This is a genomic window from Achromobacter aegrifaciens (assembly GCF_902859735.1).
In the GTDB taxonomy this organism is placed as follows: domain Bacteria; phylum Pseudomonadota; class Gammaproteobacteria; order Burkholderiales; family Burkholderiaceae_B; genus Achromobacter; species Achromobacter aegrifaciens.
Genome location: NZ_CADIJY010000001.1, coordinates 616,532 through 635,324, shown reverse-complemented (window position 1 = coordinate 635,324; position 18,793 = coordinate 616,532). Strand labels below are relative to the sequence as shown.

General features: G+C 66.1%; 19 protein-coding genes. 13 read left to right on the top strand and 6 right to left on the bottom strand.

The window, feature by feature from the left end; translation table 11 throughout:
- Positions 1 to 16 precede the first annotated feature (16 nt).
- From HV766_RS02945 to HV766_RS02935, 3 genes are all read left to right on the top strand, one after another.
- On the top strand, positions 17 to 1,348 hold the full coding sequence (locus tag HV766_RS02945) for a M20 metallopeptidase family protein (protein WP_367648156.1): 1,332 nt from the start codon (positions 17 to 19) through the stop codon (positions 1,346 to 1,348).
- 417 nt (positions 1,349 to 1,765) lie between these two features.
- A complete protein-coding gene (locus HV766_RS02940) occupies positions 1,766 to 2,782 on the top strand; it encodes a cyclase family protein (protein WP_125471767.1) in 1,017 nt (338 codons plus the stop codon).
- Between the two features lie 53 nt (positions 2,783 to 2,835).
- Positions 2,836 to 3,810, top strand: coding sequence for a Bug family tripartite tricarboxylate transporter substrate binding protein (locus HV766_RS02935; RefSeq protein WP_054452155.1), 975 nt, complete (start codon positions 2,836 to 2,838; stop codon positions 3,808 to 3,810).
- A gap of 21 nt (positions 3,811 to 3,831) precedes the next feature.
- Here HV766_RS02935 and HV766_RS02930 read toward each other — a convergent pair whose 3' ends face one another.
- The 6 genes from HV766_RS02930 to HV766_RS02905 are packed head-to-tail and all read right to left on the bottom strand — an operon-like array spanning position 3,832 to position 8,882.
- Entirely contained in the window at positions 3,832 to 4,911 is a 1,080-nt protein-coding gene (locus HV766_RS02930) for an NAD-dependent epimerase/dehydratase family protein (protein ID WP_054452156.1), read from the bottom strand.
- Positions 4,908 to 5,777, bottom strand: coding sequence for a MaoC/PaaZ C-terminal domain-containing protein (locus HV766_RS02925; RefSeq protein WP_054452157.1), 870 nt, complete (start codon positions 5,775 to 5,777; stop codon positions 4,908 to 4,910). The genes HV766_RS02930 and HV766_RS02925 overlap by 4 nt, the downstream gene beginning before the upstream one ends.
- 7 nt (positions 5,778 to 5,784) lie before the next feature.
- Positions 5,785 to 6,936: a thiolase family protein gene (locus tag HV766_RS02920; RefSeq protein WP_175180521.1), complete on the bottom strand. Its 1,152-nt coding sequence runs from the start codon at positions 6,934 to 6,936 to the stop codon at positions 5,785 to 5,787.
- Positions 6,933 to 7,259: a Zn-ribbon domain-containing OB-fold protein gene (locus tag HV766_RS02915; protein ID WP_233564553.1), complete on the bottom strand. Its 327-nt coding sequence runs from the start codon at positions 7,257 to 7,259 to the stop codon at positions 6,933 to 6,935. The genes HV766_RS02920 and HV766_RS02915 overlap by 4 nt, the downstream gene beginning before the upstream one ends.
- A 60-nt stretch (positions 7,260 to 7,319) precedes the next feature.
- Complete coding sequence (locus HV766_RS02910) at positions 7,320 to 8,102, bottom strand: crotonase/enoyl-CoA hydratase family protein (protein WP_175180520.1); 783 nt, start codon at positions 8,100 to 8,102, stop codon at positions 7,320 to 7,322.
- A gap of 18 nt (positions 8,103 to 8,120) precedes the next feature.
- A complete protein-coding gene (locus tag HV766_RS02905) occupies positions 8,121 to 8,882 on the bottom strand; it encodes an SDR family NAD(P)-dependent oxidoreductase (protein ID WP_175180519.1) in 762 nt (253 codons plus the stop codon).
- A 306-nt stretch (positions 8,883 to 9,188) separates the two neighbouring features.
- Here HV766_RS02905 and HV766_RS02900 point away from each other — a divergent pair, with 306 nt between their 5' ends.
- Genes HV766_RS02900 through HV766_RS02855 form a run of 10 tightly spaced genes read left to right on the top strand, consistent with a single transcriptional unit; the run spans position 9,189 to position 18,759 of the window.
- The gene (locus HV766_RS02900) at positions 9,189 to 10,346 is read left to right on the top strand and encodes an ABC transporter substrate-binding protein (RefSeq protein ID WP_175180518.1); all 1,158 of its coding nucleotides are present in this window, start codon (positions 9,189 to 9,191) and stop codon (positions 10,344 to 10,346) included.
- Complete coding sequence (locus HV766_RS02895) at positions 10,343 to 11,101, top strand: ABC transporter ATP-binding protein (RefSeq protein ID WP_175180517.1); 759 nt, start codon at positions 10,343 to 10,345, stop codon at positions 11,099 to 11,101. Before HV766_RS02900 ends, HV766_RS02895 begins: the two co-directional genes overlap by 4 nt.
- Positions 11,098 to 11,838, top strand: a complete 741-nt coding sequence (locus tag HV766_RS02890; protein WP_225590391.1) for an ABC transporter ATP-binding protein — start codon at positions 11,098 to 11,100, stop codon at positions 11,836 to 11,838. Before HV766_RS02895 ends, HV766_RS02890 begins: the two co-directional genes overlap by 4 nt.
- Positions 11,835 to 12,707, top strand: a complete 873-nt coding sequence (locus HV766_RS02885; protein WP_054452164.1) for a branched-chain amino acid ABC transporter permease — start codon at positions 11,835 to 11,837, stop codon at positions 12,705 to 12,707. Before HV766_RS02890 ends, HV766_RS02885 begins: the two co-directional genes overlap by 4 nt.
- Entirely contained in the window at positions 12,707 to 13,690 is a 984-nt protein-coding gene (locus HV766_RS02880; RefSeq protein ID WP_175180516.1) for a branched-chain amino acid ABC transporter permease, read from the top strand. Before HV766_RS02885 ends, HV766_RS02880 begins: the two co-directional genes overlap by 1 nt.
- Positions 13,687 to 14,850: an acyl-CoA dehydrogenase family protein gene (locus HV766_RS02875; protein ID WP_054452166.1), complete on the top strand. Its 1,164-nt coding sequence runs from the start codon at positions 13,687 to 13,689 to the stop codon at positions 14,848 to 14,850. Before HV766_RS02880 ends, HV766_RS02875 begins: the two co-directional genes overlap by 4 nt.
- Before the next feature lie 23 nt (positions 14,851 to 14,873).
- Entirely contained in the window at positions 14,874 to 15,557 is a 684-nt protein-coding gene (locus HV766_RS02870; RefSeq protein ID WP_054452167.1) for a TetR/AcrR family transcriptional regulator, read from the top strand.
- Positions 15,511 to 16,845 carry a phenylacetate--CoA ligase family protein gene (locus HV766_RS02865; protein ID WP_175180515.1) on the top strand — a complete coding sequence of 445 codons (1,335 nt, stop codon included), beginning with the start codon at positions 15,511 to 15,513 and terminating at the stop codon, positions 16,843 to 16,845. The genes HV766_RS02870 and HV766_RS02865 overlap by 47 nt, the downstream gene beginning before the upstream one ends.
- The gene (locus tag HV766_RS02860; protein ID WP_119450433.1) at positions 16,838 to 17,923 is read left to right on the top strand and encodes a CoA transferase; all 1,086 of its coding nucleotides are present in this window, start codon (positions 16,838 to 16,840) and stop codon (positions 17,921 to 17,923) included. The genes HV766_RS02865 and HV766_RS02860 overlap by 8 nt, the downstream gene beginning before the upstream one ends.
- 23 nt (positions 17,924 to 17,946) lie before the next feature.
- Positions 17,947 to 18,759 carry an SDR family NAD(P)-dependent oxidoreductase gene (locus HV766_RS02855; protein WP_082400839.1) on the top strand — a complete coding sequence of 271 codons (813 nt, stop codon included), beginning with the start codon at positions 17,947 to 17,949 and terminating at the stop codon, positions 18,757 to 18,759.
- Positions 18,760 to 18,793 lie beyond the last annotated feature (34 nt).

The following is an 18,793-nucleotide window of genomic DNA, read 5'->3' as shown; positions in this document are numbered from 1 at the left end:
TGATAGGAGCAAGGCAATGGCCCTACCCAACCGGCTTATGGCCGCGAGTTCCGGATTGATGCTGGCCCTGGGACTGACACTGCCGGTGGCCAAGGCCGCCTCCGATGCCGGCCTGCTGCAGGAGGCCCTGCAACGGGCGGACCAGACCGAGTCTGAAGTGATCGCATGGAGACGCCACATACACCAGCATCCTGAGCTGTCGTACCAGGAGACCGAAACCGCGAAGTACATCGCCGACGCCTTGCGCGCCATGCCCGGCATCACCGTCGAGACCGGGATAGCGCGCACAGGCGTAAAGGCCGTGCTCAAGGGCGGCAAGCCAGGACCGGTGGTGGCGTTGCGCGCCGACATGGACGCCCTGCCCGTCGAGGAACGCAATGACCTGCCATTCCGCTCGCAGGCCAAGGCCGTCTGGCGCGGAGAACAGGTATCGGTTTCCCACGCCTGCGGCCACGACACTCATGTCGCAATGCTGCTGGGCGCGGCCAAGGCCTTGTCGGCGATGCAGGACGAACTGCCCGGCACGATAGTCTTCCTATTCCAGCCCGCCGAAGAATGGGGACCCGACAAAGAGCCCAGCGGCGCCAGGGCCATGATCGCGCAGGGAGTGCTGGAGAATCCCAAAGTGGACGTGGTCTTCGGCCAGCACATCAGCGCCGGCGCCCCCTCCGGCACCATCGCCTATCGCGCCGGCCCTACCATGGCCAGCGGCGACCGCTTCGAGATCTCACTGCACGGCAAGGGCGGACACGGCGGACGCCCATGGACCGCGAATCCCGCGCTCGTACCCGCAGCAGAACTGACATTGGCGCTGCAGGGCATCACCAGCAGCAAGGTGGATCAATCCGACGGCGTCACCGTACTGTCCATCGGCATGTTGCAGAGCGGACGGCGCGCAAACATCCTGCCCGAAAGCGCCGAACTGGCGGGCACGGTACGCTCGCTTTCGTCGCACAACCAACGCATCGTCCACGAGGCCATCCGCGCACGCGCCGAGCATATTGCGCAGGCCTATGGCCTGAGCTCCGAGGTGAACATCTACACCGGCTACGAGGTCGTCGACAACGATAAATCCCTGACCGGCAGCTTGATACCTGCATGGCAGGAAGCGGCCGGCGCCGGCAAGACAGTTGAAATGCCCGCGCCATCCACCGGCAGCGAGGACTTCGGCGCATATGGCGTCAGCGGCAAGGTGCCCTCGGTCTTCTGGTTCATTAATGCCTCGCCATTGGGCGACAAAAGCGGCGCGCCCAACCATTCGCCGGAGTTCGCCATCGACGAAAACGCGCTGCGCGTGGGTGTACGCGCGCTGGTGGCTTCCGCGCTGACGTACATGGACAAGCAGTAGGCCGCCCCCCACATCCCGATCCCGCCCGGCGCCGCTACGCGCGCCGGGCGTTCCTTCCAATGCCCCCGATACGGGGAGCTGATCGTGCCCTGTTCGTTCTGTTCCCGAACGGACCATGTCTTCCATCCCAGCCTTCCGACCGTCCCCTAGCACGCTCGTGCTCGCACGAGCGTGGCGCGGCAGGGGCTTTCCTTGCTCCCAATTCCCATAAAGATACCGATTGGTATTTTTCATTTCTCATAAAAAACAAAAATCTCAGCATTAAAAGCCGGGATTTTTTATATGGGAAAACGCGATTGACATAAAAACATACCGAGTGGTATGTTTGCCCAAAGAATGCAGCCCGCCGCTGAAGGAGACAATCGGCGGACGGTCTGCACGCAGGCTCACCAACCCATGGCAAGGATGTCTAAGAATATGGATACCCCACGTTGGAAGCAGCGCCCGGAAGGATCGAATTGGGGAGACTTCGGCCCTGACGATCAGATCGGGCGCATGAATCTGCTAACCCCGCAAACGCGCTTGCGCGCGTTCCGCGAGGTGCAGGAAGGCCGGGCGTTCTGCCTCAGCCTGCCGCTGGACTACCCAGGCGGGAACACTTTGTTCCAGCATCGCCGGGAACCGCAGTTCTCCTACGACAAGCGCGGCGACGGCCACAACTACAACTATCGGCTGTCGCAGGTCTGCCCCTGCTTCAACGACGTCGTTTCGGACGACGCCGTCCTCATGTTCCTGCAGTACTCGACCCAATGGGACGGACTGGGGCATGTTGGACAGATGTTCGATGCGAACGGCGACGGGCTGCCCGAAAAGGTCTACTACAACGGCTATCGCGGCGGCCTGGACGTGATCGGGCCCGATGACGCAAAGAGCGGCCTGGGCGCCAAGGCCATCGGTATCGAACGCATGGCCACCGCCGGCGTCCAGGGGCGTGGCGTGCTGGTCGACCTGGAACGCCGCTACGGGCGCGAACGCGCACTGATCGGCTATGACGAGCTGATGGCAGCCCTGGACGGCGTCGCGGTACTGCCCGGCGATTTTCTCTGCCTCTATACGGGCTTTGCCGACCTGATCCTGGAAATGAACAAGCAGCCGGACGGCGACGTCCTGGCGCGCTCGTGCGCCGTGCTGGACGGCCGCGACGAACGCCTGCTGCAATGGATCACCGACTCCGGCATCGTGGCAATCTGCGCCGACAACTTCGCGGTGGAAGCCTATCCGGCCACGCCAGGCAAGGGTGAGCACTATCCCGGCCTGCCCCTGCACGCGCATTGCCTCTTCAAGCTTGGGCTGCATCTCGGCGAACTCTGGTACTTCGCAGAGCTGGCGCAATGGCTGCGCGAGCATGGCCGCAGCACTTTCCTGCTGACGGCGCCGCCGCTGCGCCTGCCCGGCGCGGTAGGTTCGCCCGTCACTCCCGTCGCCACCGTCTGAAGCCGGCCGCGGGCGCTACGCCCGCGGCTCTCACCTCTTTGCCGGAGACCGCAATGCTGAATCGCATTCCGGCCTGGGCCGCCTTGGCCCTGGCCAGCCTCGCCCCACTTGCGCAGGCCGCCCCACCCAGCTACCCAGACAAGCCCGTCACGCTTGTCATTCCCTTTCCCCCCGGCGGCACCAGCGATGTGGTGGGCCGGCAACTCGCCATGCAGTTGGGCGAGGAGCTGGGAGGGACCTTTGTCGTCAACAACAAGGCCGGCGCATCCAGCATGATAGGCGCCACCTTCGTGGCGCGCGCACCCAAGGACGGATACACCCTGCTGCTTTCCTCCGGCAGCACCTTCACCGTCACGCCTCATTTGATGACCCAGATGTCGTACACGCTGGACGACTTCGCGCCGGTTTCCGCTATCGCCACCGTGCCGTTCGCCTTTGTAGTGAAGAAGGACTTTCCCGCAAAAAACGTGGCCGAATACGCCGCCTATGCCAAAGCTCATCCCGGCAAGGTCAACAACGCCACCAACGGTCTCGGCAGCATGGTCCATTTGCTGGGCGAGCTGGCTGCAGCTGGCATGGGCGTGGACGTGACGCAGGTGCATTACAAGGGCGCGGCGCCCGCCACCGTGGACATGATAGGCGGCGTGGTCGACTCCAACGTGGAGGCGCTTACCAGCGCCGTTCCCAATGTGCGCGCCGGGCAGTACCGCGCGCTGGCCGTGCTGAGTCCGCAGCGTCAACCGCTGTTGCCCGACGTGCCCACATTCGCCGAGCTGGGCTATCCGGACGTGGTCGGCGAAACCTGGTACGCCGTGTTCGCTCCGGCCGGGACCCCGGCGCCAGTGGTCGACAAGCTCAACGCCGCACTGCGCAAGATCACGGCTTCGCCACAGTTCGTGCGCACCATGCAGCAGATCGGCAATGAACCGCGCAGCAGCAGTCCGGCGGAACTGCGCGATATCACGTTGCGGGAGAGTCAGCGCTGGGGCGCGCTGATCGAGAAGTTGAAGATCCCGCCCGTGCAATAGGCGGGATCGCGGGCGCCCGGCTCAGCGCGGCAAGTAGCCGAGCGCCTGCATCCTGTGCAGATTTTCCAGCACCGACAGCTCGCTGTCGATGCAATCGCCGAAGCCGGCCTGGCGCAGCTTGATGGTGGATACCAGCGGCGGGAACGGCAAGGGGTGTTGCGCCGACCAGGTCGCGTCCGCGTACTGCCATGACAGCCCGATCAGGTCCGACAGCTCGTTCACATGCAAGCCCTCCCGCCGCGCCATCTCGCGCCAGACCTGGGCTTCGGCGGGCATGGCCTGCCGCATACGGGTCTGCACCAACTCCCCTGCTGGCATGCCGAAGAATTCGGCCAGGCGCTCAAACAGATGGCGCCAGGCCATCACATCGCCATTGGCGATATTGAAGACCTCACCCCAGGCTTGCGGCGCATCCCAGGCCCACTCGACCGCGCGGGCGATCAGACGCGCATCCGTGCATTCCGTCAACAGCTCCGGATGTCCGGGATAGGCCAGCGGCTGGCCCGATTCCCGCAACAGCGCGGCATAGGCGCCCAGCGTCGCCACCGGATTCATGGCGCTACCCAGGGCAACGCCAAGCACGATCTGCGGGCGGAATATGGTCCATCCGAACCCTTGCCGCCGCGCCTGTTGTTCCAGCATGTCTTGCTGGTCGAAATAGAAATTGGCATGGTCGCGCACGGCGTCCTGCTCGCGCGCGGGGATGCGCATGGCCCGCCCCGTATGCACGCCGTAGGCCTTGGTCCCCTGCATCAGGGTCACATGCGCCAGCGGCGCGCCGTCCAATGCCGCCAACGTATTGGCCAGCATCCGCGTATTGATGGCGACGTTCTCCGGATCCCGCCACCCCTTGAGCAAATCCGGCTGCTCGTTCAAGGCGGCATAGACCAGATGCGTCACATCGCCGTGCTCGGCCAATGCCTGCCGCGTTGCCTGCGCATCGCGCAGGTCGGCCGCAATCCATATCGCATCCCTGGCAAAGTCGGCCGACCGTCGCGACAAGCCTGCGCACAGCACGTCCGGCCGGCCATGCAGATGCTCCATCACCGCCCGCCCCACCACGCCCAACGCGCCCACCACCAGCACCTTTTTTGTTGTCATTGCGACTCTCCGAACTCGAATGCGCCGTTGTCGATGGCGATCTCGCCGCGCTCCACAACCACGGCGCGAAAGCGCGCCAGTCCCGGCTGCTCCCGCCAGACATCGACCCGCAGCCTCTCGCCCGGATAGACCGGCGCGCGAAAACGCCCGCTCATGGCGCGCACCCGCTCGGGCTCTCCCGGACAGCAAAGGCGCGCCAGGCCCAGACCGGCCACGCCAAAGCTGGCCATGCCATGCAGGATCGGCCGCTTGAAGCCCGCCAGCCGCGCGGCCGCGGGATCGATATGCAGCGGGTTCAGGTCTGCCGACAACCGGTAGACCAGGGCGGCCTGCGGCGAAGTAGGGCAATCGACAGCCGCATCGGGTTCGCGCGCCGGCATCGCCGGCGGCGCCGGCCGCGCCGACTCCCGCCCGCCGAAACCGCCATCGCCACGGCAGAACACAGTCTGCTGCAGGGTGGCCAGCAAGGCGCCGTCCGCGGCATCGAACAGTTCACGCTCGACGTACAGCAAGGCGCCCTTGCCGGCGCCCTTGTCCGCCAGGTCGACGATGCGAGTCACGCCTCTTACCCGCCCCTTGGGGGCAAGGGGCCGGTGCAGGCGTATGGACTGTTCGCCATGCACCGTGCGGCGCCAATCCAGCCCCAGCGGCAGATCGCGCAGCCAGAAGCCCGGGTCCGCCAACACGTTGACCAGGGTCGGCTGGACCTTCAGCCGGGTTTCATCGACGTAGGACAGCTCCTCCTCGTCGACGGGATTCATGCCCGCGCCGAGCGCGAGGGCGTAGAGCGCGCAGTCGCGCCAGTCGTATTCCTGGATGCGCTCGGGGATGCGCGCAGCCAACAGTGTTGCCGGATCGATGGGCATGCGAACCTCACAAAACGTCGGCGGTGCCGAGTATGGCCGTGGCCTGGCTGGACAGCACGCCGCCATTGGCATGGGCGAGCGACACCTGCACGTCGGGCACCTGCCGCTCGCCCGCCTCGCCGCGCAACTGCTGCACCGACTCCAGCAAGGTGTACAGGCCGTACATGCCAGGATGGTTGCAGGAGAGCCCGCCGCCGTTGGTATTGACCGGCAGGGAGCCCCCAGGCGCGATGGCGCCACTGGCGACGAAGGCGCCCCCTTCCCCCTTGGCGCAGAAGCCCAGGTCCTCCAGGAACAGGATCGTGTTGATGGTGAACGCGTCATAGACCATGAGATGGCCGATGTCGCGCGGCGACAGCCCGGCCATGGCGTAGGCGCGTTGCCCTGACTCGACCGCGCAGGTGGTAGCCAGATCCGGCATGCAGGATATCTGCCTGTGGCTCGTCGCCACGCCGGTGCCCAGCACATAGACCGGCGGCCTGCGCAGGTCGCGCGCGCGATCCGCGCTGACCAGCACCACGGCGGCGCCGCCGTCGGTCACCAGGCAGCAATCCGCCTTGCTGAGCGGGTCGCTGACCATGCGCGAGGCCAGCACATCCGCGCGCGTCAACTCGCCGCGCACATAGGCATCCGGATTGCGCTGCGCCCACAGGCGCGCCGCCACCGCCACGTCCGCCAGCTGCTCGCGCGTGGTCCCATACCGATGCATGTGCCGCGCCGCGGCCAACGCATAGCTCGAGATCGGATAACGCGGCGCGAACGGCGTCTCGTAGGGCTGCGGGTCAGGTATGGATGCCAGCTTGCCGCCTGCGGTCAACTGGTTCGACCCGTAGCAGATCAGCGCGACATCGCACAGCCCGGTTTCCAGCGCAGCCATCGCCGATTGCAGATGGAACAGGAACGACGCACCGCCGACCATCGTGCCATCGGCCTGGCGCGGCTGTATGCCCAGCCGTTCCGCCACGTTCAGCACCGGCAGGCCGGATGTGGACATGGCGCAATACAGACCATCTACATCCTTCATCCCCAGGCCGCAATCTTCCAGCGCAAGGATCGCCGCCTCCTGCAGCTGATCGAAGGGAGAACGGCCGGGCGCATTCCAGCGCCGCGTATTGCCTATGCCGGCAATGGCGCAACGGCCTCGCAAGCGGGCGCTCATGAGCGTTCTCCCGGGGCGTCGAATACAACGTAGGCCCCGTCGTCGCCCGCGACGATGCGCGCGCGCACTTTTGAACCGATGGCAGGCGCGTCCACGCCCTCGACGCGGGTCATCATCCGCGCCCCGCCTTCCACTTCGACCAGCGAGACGTTGTAGTCTCCGGCGCGGTCGCGCACCGTCGTGGTTGAATAGACCACGCCCGCGCCCGGCGACTCGCGCCAGGTCAGCCGTGGGCTGCCGCAGGCCCGGCAGACCAGCGCCGGAGGAAAGCGCACGCTGGCGCAGTCGTCGCAGTGCTGCAACAGGATACGGCCCTCCCGCAAACCCGCCTGATGGCGGACGTCGGGTCCGGGCCCGTCAAAACGCGCATCGCCAGCCATACCTCACCTCCCCTGCCAGACGGGCGCGCGCTTCTCGGCAAACGCCGCGGAACCTTCGCGGGCATCGGCCGACGTGAAGACATGCTCGGTCAGTTCGGCCTGGCGGCTCCAGATCTCGTCGGCCGGCCAGCCTTGCGACTCGGCGATGACGCGTTTGCTGGCTGCCACGGCCAGGGGCCCGTTGGCGACGATGCGGCGCGCGAGCTCCCGCGCGCCCTGCAGGGCCTGTCCGGGCGCAGTCACCTGGTTGATCAGGCCGTAGCTCAAGGCACGCGCTGCGGGAAACATGTCGCCGGTCAACGCCAGCTCCATCGCCACCCGGCACGGCAACTGCCGCGGCAGGCGGACCAGGCCGCCGGCAGTGGCCGCGAGCCCGCGCTTGACCTCCGGAACGCCGAACTGCGCATTCTCGGCCGCCACCACCAGATCGCAAGCCAGCACCAGCTCGAAGCCGCCCGCCAGCGCATATCCCTCGACCGCCGCGATGAGCGGCTTTTTCGGCGGGCGCATGGTCAGCCCGCCGAATCCTCGCCCTTCTATGCTGGGCCGTTCGCCGCGTAGAAAGCCTTTCAGGTCCATGCCGGCGCAGAACGAACCGCCGGCGCCGGTCAGGATGCCTATGCGCAGGTCCTCACGGTCATCCAGTTCATCCACGGCTGCGGCGATGGCCCGCGCCACGGCAAGGGTCACCGCATTGCGCGCTTGCGGCCGGTTGATGGTGATCGTCAGGATTCCGTCGCTGCTCTCCAGCAGTACCTCGTCGCTTTCCGTCTTGTTCTCGGTCATCGTTATCTCCTCTACACGTCAGCGTGGGGCCATGCGCAAGGCGCCATCCAGACGGATGGTTTCGCCGTTGAGCATGGGGTTGGCAATGATGTGTTCTGCCAGCAGGGCGTATTCCGCGGGCATGCCCAGGCGCGCCGGGTGCGGCACCGAGGCTGACAAGGTCTTGCGGGCATCGTCAGAAACGCGAGCCAGCATGGGCGTATCGAAAATTCCAGGCGCGATGGTGCAGACGCGTATCGCCTTGCTGGCCAGGTCGCGCGCGGCCACGATGGTCATGCCCACCACGCCGGCCTTGGAAGAGGCATAGCCGATCTGGCCGATCTGGCCTTCGTACGCCGCCACCGAAGCGGTCAGGATGCAGACGCCCCGTTCGCCCTCGTCGTCCACCGGGTTGCGCGCCATATGGGCCGCCGCCACGCGCAGGGTGTTGAAAGTGCCGATCAGATTGATGCGGACGATGTCCGTATAGGTTTCCAGCGAGCCGGGATTTCCTTCTTTGTCGATGAGACGTACCGGCCCGCCGCGGCCCGCGCAATGCACCAGCACCCGCAAGGGGCCGAGCGTGGCCGCCAGTTCGCACGCGGCCTGCACGTCGGCCTCCCGGGTGACATCCGTGGGAGCGAACAGCGCCCCGATATCGCGGGCGGCTGCCTCCCCCGCTGAACCAGGCAGATCCGCGATCACCACCTTCATGCCCTGCGCGACCAGGCGTTGCGCCGTCGCCAGGCCCAGCCCGGATGCGCCGCCTGTCACCAGCGCGCTGTTGCCTTCTGTCTTCATGCCAAAGCCCTCAGTGACGAAAAAGGAAATTTCATAGTACATACCAATTAGTATCTGATCAATAAAAACCAAAAAACTGATTTTTTACCTAGGGAAAATGCCTAGAATCAAACTTTATTTACGCCGTTGACCTATCAAAATACCGAATGGTATGTTTACTCCGACAGCCGATTCAGAGTGCCGGAGACCTACCGGCCCGCGGCCTCCGTCAACCGTTGCACCACGCAGTCCCCATTTATGCAGCACGGCGGCCATGGCCGCCGCAGCGCCGGCGCAGACCGGTGTCACAAAAATCAGGAGACAGGCATGAAGCGGATACAACAGTTGTTGCGCATGGCATCGCCCCTGGCGCTGGCGGCCTCGATGGCCTTGTGCGCACCCGTCGGGGCGGCCACCGCGCCCATCAAGGTAGGCGTCATCTTCCCGTTGTCGGGCGGCGCGGGTCCGCAAGGCCAGCACGTCACGCAAGCGATTCAGGCCATGGCGGCGGTGATCAATGAAGACGGCGGCGTGCTCGGCCGTCCGATCGAGATCGTGTCGCGCGACGACGAATCCACGCCGGCGGTCGGCGTGTCACGCGCCACCGAACTCATCAGCGCCGGCGTGTCGGTCATCATCGAAGGCTGGAACAGCCCGGTGACGTTGGCGATGCAGCCCGTGATCGCCCGCGCCGGCGTGCTGGACATCACCGCAATCTCCAAGGCAGACCCCATTCTTTCCGGCGAAGGCAATCCGCTGGCGATCCGGCTGAACAGCTCGAACGCACAGGACGGCACGGTCATCGCCGAATACATCGCCAAGACCGCCGGCGCCAAGCGCGTCGCCTTTCTTACCGAGAACGACGCCTACGGCAACGGTGCGCAGGAATCCATCGAGAAGGCGCTGAAGGCTCTCGGGCACACCTATGAAAAAGTGGCCGAGGAGAAATTCCCCTTCACCCAAGCCGACTTCCGCGTCGCCATGACCAACGTGCGCGCCGCCAAGCCAGACATCACCGTCGCCATTAACGCCAACGAAGGCCTGGGCATGCCCGCCATCATCCGCCAGGCCCGCCAATCACGCCTGCCGGGCCAACTGGTGAGCGCGGTCGGCACCGTGGCCCCCAGCGTCATCAACGTAGCGGGCGATGCCTCGGACGGCCTGATAGGCGCGGACATCTACTTCCCCGACGTCGAGCCCTTCGCCTCGAACAGCGCCAACAAGCGCTTCGTCGCCAAGACGCAGGAGATGTTCAAGTACACGCCGGACAAGTTCATGGCGCTGGGCGCGACCTCGCTGCAGGTTTGGGCCCAGGCGGTCAACGAGCTCAAAACGCTCGATCGCGAACCTGTGGCCAAGCGCATACGCGGCGGCAGTTTCAAGGGCACGCTCATGGGCGACGTCACGTTCGAGCCCAACGGCCAGCTGCAGTCGCACTATTACCTGTTCACGGTCAAAGACCGAAAGATCGTGGTCAAGCCATGACTGCCGCCTTGCGCGTGGACAGCCTGGCCGTGCGCTACGGCGCGCTGGTCGCCCTGGAAGACGTCAGCTGGGAAGTCAGCGCCGGCGAATTGCTGGGCATCATCGGCCCCAACGGCGCCGGCAAGAGCTCGTGCTACGACGCCGTGTCTGCGCTGGTCCCCCGCGGCGGCAGCGTGCATCTGCGCGGGCGCAACATCAGCGCCGTGCCGGCCCATGGGCTGGCGCGGCTGGGCATCAAACGCGCGTTCCAGCAAAACGCCTTCTTTGACCAGTTGAGCGTGCGCGACAACATGGTGGCGGCGTTGGGCGGCACGGCCGGCCTCGGCGCCTGCATCCTGCGCCCGCTGACGGCGGGCCGGCAGGCGCAGGCCCTGCGCGACCAGGCCGCCAAGCGCCTGGAGCGCTTCGGCCTGCCGCCCGATTGCCACGATCTGAAGCCGCATGAAATCTCGTACGGCATGCAGCGCATGCTGTCCATCGCGCTGGCCTACGGCTCGGGCGCCGACGTGCTGCTGCTGGACGAACCCGCCGCGGGGCTGGGCGGCGCCGACATGGCAGCCCTGACCTCGCTGTTGCGCTCGCTCAAGGCCGAGGGCGTGGCCGTGGTGGTGATCGAGCATCACATGGACCTCATCATGTCCGTCGCCGACCACATCTGCGTCCTCAACCTCGGCAAGACTTTGGCCTGCGGCACGCCGGCAGAGATCCAGCGCGACCCGCGCGTGCTCCAGGCCTATCTCGGAGGCGATTCATGATGTCCACGCCACACGTACTCAGCGCGCGGCGTCTCGATGTCGCCTATGCCGGCAATCGCGTGCTCCAGCTTGACCAGCTGGACCTGCGGGCCGGAGAGATCGTCGGGGTGATAGGCGCCAATGGAGCAGGCAAGTCGACGCTGGTCAACGCCCTGCTGGGCTGGTCGCGCGGTCAGCCCGCGGTCAGCGGCGAGGTCCAGCTTTCGGGACGGCCCATCGACGGCCTGCCGACACATGAGCGCGTACGCGCGGGACTGTTGCTGGTGCCGGAGTCTCGCCTGGTTTTTTCACGCATGACGGTGGAAGAGAATCTCGCCCCCGCCATCACGCCCGCCGAGGACTCGTCGCGCCGCTATTACAAGCGCGACGATGTCTACGATCTATTCCCCCGTCTGCGCGAACGCCGCCTGCACCTGGGCGGTCAGCTCTCCGGCGGCGAGCGGCAGATGCTGGGCATCGGCCGCTCGCTCATGATGGGGCCGCGCGCCCTGCTGCTGGATGAACCTTCCATCGGGCTCGCGCCCATGCTGGTGACGCAAGTGCTGCAAAGCCTGCGCTCGCTCGCCAGCGCCGGCCTGGCCATCCTGCTGGTGGAACAGAACGTACGCGCCGCCTTGCAGGTGGTCGATCGTCTGCTGCTGCTCGAGCGCGGCCGGCTGGTGCTGCAAGGCCCCGCAGCAGAGGTCGGCGCGGATCCTCGCATCGCGCAAGCCTATCTGGGAGCACATACGACATGAGCCTGCTGCAACAGTTGATAAATGGCCTGGTGCTGGGCCATGCCTACGCGCTGATCGCCATCGGCTGGACCTTGTTGCTGGGCGTTGCCCGGCTGGTCAACTTCGGCCACGGCCAGATGTACATGCTGGGCGCCTTCGTCACCTGGTGGGCGACCACCACCGCCGGCCTGCCCTATCTGCTGGCCTTGCCGCTGGCCATGGCGGCCGGCGCGCTGATCGGCATCATCATGCAGCGCATCATGCTGCGCGCCACGTTCGAACAGAACCTGGTGTCGATCATGATCATGACGCTCGGCTTTGGCTATGTCATGCACGGCGCAGCGTCGTTGGCCTTCGGCTCGACGGGACAAATTCTGGATACCGCCTGGTCGCAACGCGATATCGAGATCGGCGACCTGTGGCTGACCTGGCAGGATGCCGCCATCGTCGCCGCCGCCATCCTGCTGTTCCTGCTGCTCAAGCGCGTGCTCGACGGCAGCCGCGCCGGAAGGCTGGTGCGCATGGTGGCCGAGGATCCCAAGCTGGCCCAACTGGCGGGTATCAATGTGCGGCAGGTCTACTACGGCGTGTTCGCCTTCGAAGGCGCGGCGGTCGCCCTGGCCGCCGGGCTGGTGGCCCCGCGCACGCCGATCCTGACCTCCATGGGTTTCGAAGAGGTCATCATCACTTTCGTCGTGGTCGTGCTGGGGGGCATCGGCAGCGTGACCGGCAGTTACGTCGCGGGCGTCGCACTGGGCGTCTTTACCGCGCTGTTCAGCGCCCTGGTGTCGCCCGCATACGCAACCGCCGCGGCCTTCGTCGTACTGATTGGCGTGCTGGTGCTGCGCCCTGGCGGCCTGACCGCCGGCTCGATGAAAGGAGTCCATTGATGGCCACGCTTTCCGCCTCGCGTCTCGCGCTGCTGCCGGGCGCCGTCATCGTATTCTTCCTGCCTTCCTGGCTGGGCGGCAGCCAGGCTCTCTACAGCGCCGCCGTGCTGATCGCCATCATGGCCATCATGGCCTACGGGCTGGATGTCATCGTCTCGGACCTGGGCGAGGTGAGCCTGGGACATACTGTCTTCTTCGCCGCGGGAGCTTATGTGACGGCGTTGCTGGCTACCCGCTCCGGCGCCAGCGCATGGTTGACGCTGGCCGCGTCGATTGCGGTCGCCCTGGGATTGGCGGCAGTAATCGGATTGGTCACCCTGCGCTTGCGCGAGTTCGTCTTTTCGCTGGTGACGTACGCGGTCGCCGTGGTCGCCATGACCCTGGCAGCCAACTGGGCCTTCCTGGGCGGCTCGGATGGCATCCGCGGCCTGCCCACGCTGGACTTGTCCATCGGCGGCTGGACGCTCAGTGCCGGCAATGACCAGACGCTCTGGCCCTACGCGTTCACGCTGCTGGCGATCACGCTCTACCTGGTGGACCGCTTCCGCCACTCGCGCCTGGGCCAGGCGGCGCTGATGGTGCACCTGAATCCCCGCCTGGCCACCATGAACGGCATCGATCCGCTCAGGGTGCGCCTGCAGGTCTTCCTGTTCTCGGCGCCCATCACGGCCTGCGCGGGCTGGTTGTATGCCTATCAGCGCGCCTACGTCAGCGCCGACATCCTTGAAACCTACTTCCTCATCCTGATGCTGACCGCCGTCGTACTGGTCGGCCGCCGCCAGTTGCTCGGGCCGCTGTTGGCCACCGCGTTGATCCTGATCCAGGAAAAGTTTTTCTCGTTCGGAGGCTATGTCGACAAAATCGTGCTCGGCAGCCTGCTGATCCTTGTTCTGGCTTTCTTTCCGCAAGGGCTGATGGGCCTGCTGGCGACACGTCGCAAGCGTCCCAAGGCCATGGCGACCACACTGGAGAACTCGAAGTGACTGTTATCTGGAATCCCACGCTGGACGATACCGCCACCCGCTGGCAGGCCCTGGCCCATAAGCTGGGCTCCGAGCGCTTCGCGCCGCTCGCCCCCGAACTGGACCGTGAACAACGCTATCCCTGGGAGACCATCGCCGCCCTGGTGGAAAACAAGTTCACAGGCCTGTTCCTACCCACGCAATGGGGTGGCCAGGGCGCCAACCTGGTCGCCACCGTGGCGGCAGTCGAAGCCCTGGGTACGCACTGCGCTTCGACCGCCGCCATCATGTGCGCCTATCAGTTGGGCGCGTTCCCCCTGCTGCTGGCCGGCACGGACGAGCAGAAATCCTTCTATCTGCGCGAAATGGCCGAGGGCCGCGCCACCAGCTTTGCACTTTCCGAGCGCATCGCCGGTTCGGATGCCGCGGCCATCGAGGCCACGGCCGTGCGCGAAGGCGGCGGCTGGCGCCTGCGCGGGGAGAAATACTGGATCGGCAATGGCGGCGCGTCTCGTTACTACGTGGTCTTTGCCAAGACCGACCCGGCGGCAGGAGGACGCGGCATCAGCGCCTTCATGGTCGACAAGGAGCAGCCGGGCGCGGTCATTGACGAACTCTCCGACAAGATGGGCATCCGCGGCACCCAGACCTCGAACCTGAAACTCGACCTGGTCGTGCCTGAAAGCGCCCAGGTCGGTGAACTCAACCGCGCGCTGCGCCTGGCGTTGCAGACGTTGAATGTCGGCCGCATCATGGTCGCCGCCCAGTCCCTGGGCGTGGCGCTGGCAAGCTACCGCGAGGCCGCCGCCCGCGCCGTGGCGCGCCGGACTTTCGGCCAACCCATCGGGGACAACCAGGCCATCGGCTTTCGCCTTGCCGACATGGCCACGGAAATCTCGGCTGCCCGCATGATGCTGTACCAGGCTGCCCAAGCCTATGACCGCCAGGAAGACGTCTCCAACCTGGGCGCCATGACCAAGCTGTTCGCCTCGGAGGTTTCGCACCGGGTAGTGGACAATACCGTTCAGATCTGGGGCGGGCTGGGCTACTGCAAGCCTACGGTGGCCGAGCGGCTGTACCGCGACCAGCGCATACTCGAGATCTATGAGGGCTCTTCCGAAATCCAGCGGCTGGTCTTGTCGCGCGCGGTACGCAAGGAGGCGGAAGAGCTGGCTATTTGACCCGATTCCGAAAAGAGGTAGCAATGGTGAGTGCACAACAGAACCCGGCAGAAGTGGGCGGCGGCGAGTCGCGCGAGGAAATCCTGCAGGCGGCCGCGGAACTCTTCATGGAGTTCGGCTATGCGGCCACTTCCATCGACGCGGTCGCCCAACGCCTGGGCGCCACCAAGGGCCGCATCTATCACCACTACCGGAGCAAGGCCGACCTGTTCTTCGACGTGCAGGTGGCGGCAATGACCCGGCTGACGGACGAGATCGACCCCATCGCCCGCGGCGGCGGCAAGGCGGTCGAACGCCTGTCGGCCATGGCGCTGCGCCATACCCAGATCCTGCTCAAGGAACTGCCGATGCAGAAGGTGGCGGTGCAGGGGCTGGAGCGTCACCTGCTCGAGGCGTCCGCGGCCGCCAAGCGGCTGCGGTCCGTGGTGAAGATGCGCGATGACTACGAGCAGATGTTCGTCGAGGTGATCGATGACGGCATCCGCGAACGTGACTTCGTGGACCTTCCCGCCAGGATGTTGAGCAAACCCTTCTTTGGCGCGCTGAACTGGGCCACCGTGTGGTACAGCCAGCGGCGTCTGCAGAGCGACGCGGCGATAGACGATATCGCGCACACCCTCGCGGCCTATGCGCTGCGGGGGCTACTCAAGGACTCCAACAATGAAGCAGCAAGAGCAACTCCCCTATTCCAGTACCATCTGGGATGAGGTCGAAACCTGGTCGCGCGACCGCATCGAGACCTTCCAGCTCGAAGCCTTGCGCCGGCAGTTGCGGCGCGTCGCGGATACCAGCGAGCACTACCGCAAGGTGTTCGCGGACGCGGGCTTCGTTCCAGAAGACCTCATGACCCTGGCAGACCTGAGACGCCTGCCTTTCACCCACAAGCGCGACTATCTCGAAGGCCTGCGCGCCGCGCCGCCCTTCGGCACGCTGGCCGCGGTCCAGCCCGGCGAGGCCGTGCGGGTGCACTTTTCCTCCGGCACCACGGCGCAGCCCGCTCCCGTGCTCTGGACCCAGCATGACGTGGACCGCTGGGCCGAGCTGTACGCACGCTATCTCTACGGCCAGGGGCTGCGCCGCGGCGATGTCTTCCAATGCATGTTCAATTACGCCTGGTTCGTCGGCGGCCTGGGCGCCACCCTGGCCGCGCAGCGGGTCGGCGCGCTGGTGATTCCGGGCTCCTCCGGCGACACGCAACGCCAGGTGGAAACCATCTTCCAGTACGGCACGGACTGCGTCATCGGCACCCCGTCCTTCATGGCCCACATGGCCGAGACCGCCCAATCCATGGGACGCGACCTGCGCGAATCCCGCGTGCGCATGGTCTGCGTCGGCGGCGAGCCCGGCGCCAGCGTGGCCGGCACGCGCGAACGCATCGAGCGCCTGTGGGGCGCCAAGATGTTCGACTGCTACGGCGCCCTGGAATGCCAACCCATAGGCTGGGATACCGCCGCGCAGCTCGGCCCCACGCTGGCCGAGGATTTCATCTACGTCGAAATCCTGCACCCCGACACGCATGAGCCGGTGGCCGACGGCGAACGCGGCGTGCTGGTGCTCACCCATCTGGACAAGCAGGCCTGCCCGCTGGTGCGCTGGTGGACTGGCGACATCGTGGTGCGCGACAGCCGCCCGGGCCCCGATGGCCGCACCCATGCCCGCCTGCCTGGCGGCGTGCTCGGCCGCGCCGATGACATGCTGATCGTGCGCGGCGTGAATCTGTTCCCGTCCGCCATCGAAGACGTAGTCCGTGGCTTTGCCGGCGTCAGCAATGAATACGTGATCATCATCGACGACAGCGTCAAGGATCCGAGCACGGGCTTCCTGACCGGCGTGAAGCTGCGCGTCGAACGCGAACCCGGCGCCAGCGCCGACCTTGGCGAAAGGCTGTCGCAACTGCTGCGCGATCGCCTGCAGGTGCGCTTTCACGTGGAAGTGGTGGAAAACGGCACCCTGCCGCGCACCGTCCACAAAGCCAAGCGGGTGATCCATGCCTGAGGCCGACACTCCACGCCCCCTTGCCGGCAAGCGCGTCATCGAGCTGTCGCAGTTCATCGCCGGCCCTACCGCCGCGCAGTACCTCGCGGATTTCGGCGCCGACGTGGTCAAGGTGGAGCCGCCGCGCGGCGATGGCGTGCGTACCTTGCCGGGAAATAGCTTCGGCAGCTTCTACGCTCGCAGCTTCAACACCGGCAAGCGGAGCCAGGTGCTGGACCTGGCCGCGCCGGACGGACGAGAAGCACTGGAGACGCTGCTGGCGCAGGCCGACGCCTTCATCTGCAATCTGGCGCCAGGATCGCTCGCCCGTCTGGACCTGCAAGGCCCGGCGTTATGCGCACGCCATCCCCGCCTGACCGTCGTGCTCATCTCCGGCTATGGACAGCAGGACGACCGCATCTGCATGGACACCATCGCGCAATGCGAATCCGGCTTCGCCCTCTTGAACGGCGACGAGGATGGCTCGCCGCGCCTGACCACGAGCTGGCCCGTGGACATGTTCAGCGGCATGTACGCGGGACTGTCCTGCGCGATGGCGATGCTCGAAGGCCGCGGGCGCTTGATCGATCTCTCCATGATGGAGGTGGCGTCCGCAATGCTGCTGGGGCCGGCGGCGCTGGCGCTAAGCGAAGGCGAAACACTGGATCCGCCCATGGGCAACCGCGACCGCGCGTCGGCGCCTTCCAGCATATATCGCTGCGCAGACGGCCATGTCTACATCCTGGGCGGGCTGGACAGCTATTGGGCGCGCCTGCGCCCGCTGATCGGCGCGGACGATGCACCCATCAAGGAACGCATCCGCCGCGCGGCGCACTTCGACGCCCAGGTGGAAGCCTGGACCCTGCCGCAGACCCGCGAAGCCGTGCTCCGGCAGATGCGGGACATGCAGATCCCGGCCGGCAACGTCCGGGCGCCGGCCGAAGCGCTGACGCTCATCCGCGGCCTGCGGCCTGGGGCCGTATCGCAGGAACTCGCCAACGGCGAACACGTGCCGGCCTTTCCCGCCCTGTTCGACGGTCAACGCATCCCCCGCAGCCCCACGCCGGCCATCGGCGGCGGGCGGCGGCAGGTCTCTTGAATTCCTACTTCCAGGTGAACCTCATGAAATCTGAAACTTGCATGGAATCCACCCAGGTCATGCGGCCCGGCGTTCTGGTCGGCCGCAGCGCACTGGTCACTGGCGCCGGCTCTGGCATCGGTCGTGGCATCGCCCTGCGTTTGCTGGCGCTGGGCATGGACGTGTTCGGGGTGGGACGGCGCGAAGATCCCTTGGCGGAGACCGCCGGAATGGCCGAAAAACTGACCGGCGACTTCAGCTATGCCTGCGCCAACATCCGCGACACCGCCGCCATCGAGGCGCTGATCGCCGAAGTGGGCGAACGCCAGGGCATCGACCTGCTGGTGAATAATGCCGGCGGCCAATTCTTCGCGCCCGCCGCGCAGATCAGCCGCAAAGGTTGGGATGCGGTGATCGACACCAATCTGAACGCCGTGTTTGTCGTAACCAAGGCAGCTTATCCCTTCCTCAAGGCTCGCCAGGGCACGGTGGTGAACATCTCGCTCTCGGGCGTGGACCGCGGCTCCATGGGAATTGCCCATTCCATCGCCGCACGCGCCGGCGTGCTGGGCCTGACTCGGACCCTGGCCCTGGAATGGGCTGCTGATGACATCGCGCTCAATTGCATCGGCCCCGGAGCGGTGATCACGCCAGGATTGGCCGGCGAGGCTGCGCAGGCCATGCTGGACCGCCTGGTCGCCGCCACGCCCATGGGCCGGGCCACATCGATCGAAGAAGTCGCGGAGCTGGTTGCCTTCCTGGCCACGCCGGCTGGCCACCTGATGACGGGCCAGCTGCTCCAGATCGATGGCGCTGCGCATCTGGGCAGCGGCCTGCACATGATGGACGCGCACTGACGCCATCCGGCGCTGCCGATGCGCAAATGCATCG

Coding starts and splice junctions, on each gene's coding strand:
- HV766_RS02880 (WP_175180516.1), top strand. CDS start 12,707: ATGGCCACGCTTTCCGCCTCGCGTCTCGCGCTGCTGCCGGGCGCCGTC.
- HV766_RS02910 (WP_175180520.1), bottom strand. CDS start 8,102: ATGACCGAGAACAAGACGGAAAGCGACGAGGTACTGCTGGAGAGCAGC.
- HV766_RS02865 (WP_175180515.1), top strand. CDS start 15,511: ATGAAGCAGCAAGAGCAACTCCCCTATTCCAGTACCATCTGGGATGAG.
- HV766_RS02895 (WP_175180517.1), top strand. CDS start 10,343: ATGACTGCCGCCTTGCGCGTGGACAGCCTGGCCGTGCGCTACGGCGCG.
- HV766_RS02885 (WP_054452164.1), top strand. CDS start 11,835: ATGAGCCTGCTGCAACAGTTGATAAATGGCCTGGTGCTGGGCCATGCC.
- HV766_RS02860 (WP_119450433.1), top strand. CDS start 16,838: ATGCCTGAGGCCGACACTCCACGCCCCCTTGCCGGCAAGCGCGTCATC.
- HV766_RS02905 (WP_175180519.1), bottom strand. CDS start 8,882: ATGAAGACAGAAGGCAACAGCGCGCTGGTGACAGGCGGCGCATCCGGG.
- HV766_RS02930 (WP_054452156.1), bottom strand. CDS start 4,911: ATGACAACAAAAAAGGTGCTGGTGGTGGGCGCGTTGGGCGTGGTGGGG.
- HV766_RS02920 (WP_175180521.1), bottom strand. CDS start 6,936: ATGAGCGCCCGCTTGCGAGGCCGTTGCGCCATTGCCGGCATAGGCAAT.
- HV766_RS02940 (WP_125471767.1), top strand. CDS start 1,766: ATGGATACCCCACGTTGGAAGCAGCGCCCGGAAGGATCGAATTGGGGA.
- HV766_RS02945 (WP_367648156.1), top strand. CDS start 17: ATGGCCCTACCCAACCGGCTTATGGCCGCGAGTTCCGGATTGATGCTG.
- HV766_RS02925 (WP_054452157.1), bottom strand. CDS start 5,777: ATGCCCATCGATCCGGCAACACTGTTGGCTGCGCGCATCCCCGAGCGC.
- HV766_RS02890 (WP_225590391.1), top strand. CDS start 11,098: ATGATGTCCACGCCACACGTACTCAGCGCGCGGCGTCTCGATGTCGCC.
- HV766_RS02900 (WP_175180518.1), top strand. CDS start 9,189: ATGAAGCGGATACAACAGTTGTTGCGCATGGCATCGCCCCTGGCGCTG.
- HV766_RS02855 (WP_082400839.1), top strand. CDS start 17,947: ATGAAATCTGAAACTTGCATGGAATCCACCCAGGTCATGCGGCCCGGC.
- HV766_RS02935 (WP_054452155.1), top strand. CDS start 2,836: ATGCTGAATCGCATTCCGGCCTGGGCCGCCTTGGCCCTGGCCAGCCTC.
- HV766_RS02870 (WP_054452167.1), top strand. CDS start 14,874: ATGGTGAGTGCACAACAGAACCCGGCAGAAGTGGGCGGCGGCGAGTCG.